Source organism: Flavonifractor plautii ATCC 29863 (genome assembly GCF_000239295.1).
Lineage (GTDB): Bacteria > Bacillota > Clostridia > Oscillospirales > Oscillospiraceae > Flavonifractor > Flavonifractor plautii.
In genome coordinates this window covers 1-3,535 of sequence record NZ_JH417700.1, presented here as the reverse complement: position 1 = coordinate 3,535, position 3,535 = coordinate 1, and the positions used below count along the sequence as shown (strand labels likewise).

General features: G+C 43.5%; 3 protein-coding genes. 2 read left to right on the top strand and 1 reads right to left on the bottom strand.

Annotated elements, in window-relative coordinates; all coding sequences use genetic code 11:
• Positions 1–342 precede the first annotated feature (342 nt).
• Complete coding sequence (locus tag HMPREF0372_RS05945; RefSeq protein WP_007489814.1) at positions 343–1,356, top strand: restriction endonuclease subunit S domain-containing protein; 1,014 nt, start codon at positions 343–345, stop codon at positions 1,354–1,356.
• Here HMPREF0372_RS05945 and HMPREF0372_RS21180 read toward each other — a convergent pair.
• Positions 1,349–2,482, bottom strand: a complete 1,134-nt coding sequence (locus HMPREF0372_RS21180) for a restriction endonuclease subunit S (protein WP_155116976.1) — start codon at positions 2,480–2,482, stop codon at positions 1,349–1,351. The two genes, HMPREF0372_RS05945 and HMPREF0372_RS21180, sit on opposite strands and share 8 nt — an antisense overlap.
• Positions 2,483–2,577: 95 nt before the next feature.
• On the opposite strand from HMPREF0372_RS21180, the gene HMPREF0372_RS05930 reads away from it, so the two are divergent.
• The coding region (locus HMPREF0372_RS05930) for a tyrosine-type recombinase/integrase (protein WP_007489810.1) at positions 2,578–3,535 on the top strand (958 nt) is incomplete at its 3' end.

Sequence of the window (3,535 nt, the reverse complement as noted above, 5' to 3'; positions counted from 1 at the left end):
TTCAATTTGCGAAAATTATTGTACCTTATCCAGAAAAGCTATATGAAAGACGAAAATCCCTTGCAATAGCGGAAACTCTCTGCTACTGCAAGGGATTTTGCTTTAAGTTCTTACTGCTATTCGATTGGAAAATAGACCTCAAGTAACGGTCTCGAAAAGCGTCCGAAACTTCGCTTTCCGGGCTTTGATGAGCCGTGGAGAGCCGAGAGATTATCTGACTTCGCAGATCGTGTAACACGGAAGAACAGCAAAAACGAAACTGATCTTCCTTTAACTATTTCCTCAAAAGATGGTCTTGTTGATCAGGTAAGCTACTTCAATAAGACGGTTGCGAGTAAAGACATGAGTGGGTACTATCTGCTCAAAAATGGCGAGTTTGCTTACAACAAGAGCTATTCCGTGGGGTATGACTTTGGCTCTATCAAACGGCTGGATCGTTATCCGATGGGGGCTTTATCAACGCTTTACATCTGTTTTGCACTCAAAAGGCACGAAAGCGACTTCATCAAAGCCTATTTCGACTCTCTGAAATGGTATAGGGAAATATACATGATCTCTGCCGAAGGTGCAAGAAATCATGGTCTGTTGAATGTTCCAACCGAAGAGTTCTTTGACACAAAACATTATCTGCCAGAAAACACCGATGAGCAAAGAAAGATTGCAGACTTCCTTATCGCATTGGATCGTCGCATCGAGACGCAGCAGTCCCTCGTAGATAACCTCAAGAAGTATAAAAGAGGTGTCGTTCGTAGTCTTTTGTCACCAGAGGACTGCAAGCTGAAAAATGCTCAATGGAGCCGTGATACCATGGGCAATCTTGGCTCATTTATCAAGGGTGCGCCGTTGTCAAAGGCAGATATTTCAAAAACGGGTACGCCATTTATCCTGTATGGAGAGTTATACACAACCTACCACGAGGTCATTACTTCTGTTGTAAGGAAAACAGAATCCGAAGTCGATTCTGTATATCGGAGCATTGTAGGCGATGTGCTTATTCCAACCTCCGGCGAAACGCCCGAAGAAATCTCTACCGCTTCGTGTGTGATGCTTCCCGGAGTTATCCTTGCCGGTGATCTGAACATTTTCCGCAGTTCAAAGGTAGACGGGAGAATTATGAGCTATATACTTAATCACATTGTAAATGGGAGTATTGCTCGTGTTGCGCAGGGCAAATCCATAGTTCATGTACAGGCAAGCGAAATTGCCAAGATAGAAATATCATATCCTGATCCTGAGACACAAGACCGCATAGTTGGAGTTCTTGAGGCTATCAGCAGTCGTGTTGAGTATTGCGAGAAGGAATTGGACAATCTCACAAGACTGCGCAGTTCTCTGTTGCAGCAGCTCTTTATATGAAGAGCTGCTGCAACAATGCCTTCTTCATGGTAAGAAAAAGATTCAGCTCATAAACTGCTCGCTTGATATAAGAGTCAAAAGCGGTGAGCATATCCGCAATCTTTTTCTGCTCTTCTAAAGGGGGAATGTCCAACACCATTGACTTTATTGTATCGGCAGTAACCCCTTTGATGGATGTTCCTTGTGTTTTCATGGCTTCAAGTTTCATCCTAAATGCAATTTGATATGCCATGTAGTGTGTGTTCCCTGTGATAGAAGTTATGTTGGTAAAATCTTGACTTGTACAGAGACTTTCAGGTATTATTGCAACTTTTCCCACACCTACTCGTGAGACAATAGCTATTGTTCCTTCGGGGCATAGTTTTGTGGCTGAATTATCAATCGCTTTTTTTGTTATTCTTCGAGTCACGGAAATATCGTCTATCCACTCTTCTTGTATGTCAGATGATGAAATCCAGCCGATCTCACCATCCCAATAAGAAGAAACATCTTTTGAGGGTGTACCCCCTCCGCAAAACGAAGCAATATCATGAAGAGCTGACTTTTCCCAAGAAGGCTTCCGGTTTTTGATAAAAACAAGCTTATGCAATCCTCTTTTATACTTCTTGAGGGCTTCTATTATCTTACTTTGAATTGCAGCCCTTTGATCCAGCAGATACAAGAGAGAACTGATTTTTTTCTGTTCTTCAAGGGAGTTTGGTGCTGAGATTTCGGTTTTTGAAATGTTCCCTTTACTAACGGATAAAACCTTAATACCCTGCATAAGAGGTATAAGCTGCTTATGATAGCATGATGTGTTCATGTAATATCCAAGATACTTCGGAGCAAACGGAATCATAGGTCTGCATGGAATTGTATGAAGTCCAGCCTCAATCTTGCTTCCCAACACATTATATATCTCGGTGGTTTTTCCGACGGTCTCATCTTCGGCTGTGTCTGCAATAACAACATCTCCGTCTTGTAGATGGACATAGTTTGGACTCTCGTTTCCGGGTACAATGTAAGGAATTGTTTGGTCAGAAGCATCAAGAACGCTTCCATATTTTATTAGAACATCGCCGTAATGGATATTTAATACCTTCCCGACTGTATCAAGTTCAGATCGTGAAAGAGTATTGTTTTGCAAAAAAGAGAATACAGCGCTAAACTTGCGGTTCTCCCACGGCTCATCAAAGCCCGGAAACCTGAGCTTTGGACGCTTTTCGAGACCGTTACTTGAGGATGGAAAAGCACAACCTCGTCCTCCACAGGATAATAGTCGTGGAGGTGGTCAATATGACTAACAATACACAATTTAAGACGCTGTTGAACACTTGGCTAAATCAGAAGAAGCCAATGATCACACCGTCAACTCATGCCAGCTTCACGCTAATAGCCGAAAATCACTTAATACCCTACTTCGGCAAGCGGAAGATCGGCAGCATCACCGAGGCGGACATTCAGAGCTACATATCGTATCTCTACGAATCCGGGCGGTTGGACAAGTCCGGTGGTCTCACTGTGAAGACCATACGAGATGTAATTCTCGTACTGCGGCTTGCTATGGAGTATGCCTACAAGGAAAGGGCGATACCGCTGCTCAACTGGGACTTAATAGAGTACCCAAAAGAGCTGGGTGTTAAGAAAGTGGTATCGCTATCCAAAGATCAGGAGCAAGCTCTTATTCAGTGCATCTACATGAACCTGAATAGGAAAACCGCTGGCATTCTCATTGCACTGTTTACCGGGGTGCGGATCGGTGAACTTTGCGGCTTGCAAATGAAGGACATCTCGTTGACGGATAAAACCATCAGCATCAACAAAACCGTTCAGCGCATCTATGATAAGAAAAAGGGAGAGTCCTATCTTCACATAGGACCGCCGAAGACCAAGACATCAGCTCGTACCATTCCCGTTCCGTCGCTGCTCATGAACATTATCAAGAAGTTCTACACAGAAAACCCCAACCACTACTTCTTGACCGGGAAAACAAAGCCGACAGAGCCTCGCACATACAGGCAGTTCTTTTCTCGTTTCCTGAAACGCAACGGGCTGCAAAAGGTGAAGTTTCACGAGATCAGACATACATTTGCAGTACGGGCAATCGAAATACCGGAGTTTGACATCAAATCTCTCTCCGAGATTTTGGGACATAAGAATGTGTCCTGGTCAGGTAGAATAAGTTTCGCAAAAAGACAAA